Genomic DNA, 1,113 nt, shown 5'->3' on the forward strand with positions numbered 1-1,113 from the left:
AGGAAAATCGGTCATCTTTACCGTTGATGGTTCTCGCGGCCCCCGCCATGAAATGAAACCGGGCGCGATTATGCTCGCCAAGAAAAACCGCGTGCCGCTTTATCTGCTGCGCTGCCGCAGCAGCGGATTGCGGCTCCCCACCTGGGATCGCTTTGTCATTCCCTTTCCCTTTGCCCGGGTGAAAGTTGAGCATCAGCTGATTGATTTCAGCGGTGGCGAGGAAAAACGAGCGATCAAAGATTTACTGCCGCATTGCAACGAACAACTGCGCCAAATGGGGCAGTAAGATGCTGCCACGGCTGTTTTTCATCGCCTTTATTCTGGCATTGACGGTCGCCTCTCTGACGCCCGGCCAGGACCTGCCGGCCATCACCTTCAACGACAAAGCCGCACATTTCGCAGCCTATTTTCTGCTTGCCTTGAACGCCTGCGCCCTGGCGCTGCCCCCCCGGAAACTGCGCAGCCTTTTACTTGGCATCGTACTGTATGGCATAGTCATCGAGGCCTGCCAGGGATTGCTGATTCCCGGGCGCCATGCGTCATTGCTCGACGCACTCGCCAATACGCTCGGAGTCATCGCCGCAATCGCGGTATACCGCTATAGGAAAAGCCGTAGACTCCGTTTAAAACAACATATTTCCCGCAAGGACTCAGCGGAGTAGATCGTAGTGAAACGCCTGAAGGATCTGTCGCACACCGCCACCCGTGATACCGCCGAGGATATCGACGCCAAGCGCTTGCGCTATGTGTTCAACTTGAGCACCTTTGTAGGCGGGCTGGTGCTTCTGCTCTTCGCCTTTCGCCAGCTGGAAAGCCAGGATCAGGTACTCCGCATTTCCCTGTTTTTAGCCTCTGCCGGGGTATGGCTCACCTTCATTTACGTTCGCATAACGCAGCAAGTTAATGTGGGCGTGGCGATAGCCAGCGCTCTGGTCGCCGCTCTCAGCATTGCACTGGTATACACCGGCGGACAAAACAACAGCGGGCTTTTCTGGGTATTCCCCCTGCTGTTTATCCAGTTTATATACCTCGGGGCCAAACGCGGTCTGGCTGTGTCGGTGATGCTGCTGGTGGTTTTCTTGATTATGCTTGGGAATGCCGATGCCATTCCCG

3 protein-coding genes are annotated in these 1,113 nt (G+C 55.7%); all 3 read left to right on the forward strand.

Going from position 1 to position 1,113, the window contains the following annotated elements:
• A partial coding sequence (locus ABYP33_RS19520) for a hypothetical protein (protein WP_373093057.1) occupies positions 1-286 on the forward strand: 286 nt, incomplete at its 5' end.
• A 1-nt stretch (position 287) separates the two neighbouring features.
• The gene (locus ABYP33_RS19525) at positions 288-662 is read left to right on the forward strand and encodes a VanZ family protein (protein ID WP_373093058.1); all 375 of its coding nucleotides are present in this window, start codon (positions 288-290) and stop codon (positions 660-662) included.
• 6 nt (positions 663-668) lie between these two features.
• A partial coding sequence (locus tag ABYP33_RS19530) for a hypothetical protein (protein WP_373093060.1) occupies positions 669-1,113 on the forward strand: 445 nt, incomplete at its 3' end.

This window comes from Zhongshania sp. (assembly GCF_041584495.1).
GTDB lineage: Bacteria > Pseudomonadota > Gammaproteobacteria > Pseudomonadales > Spongiibacteraceae > Spongiibacter.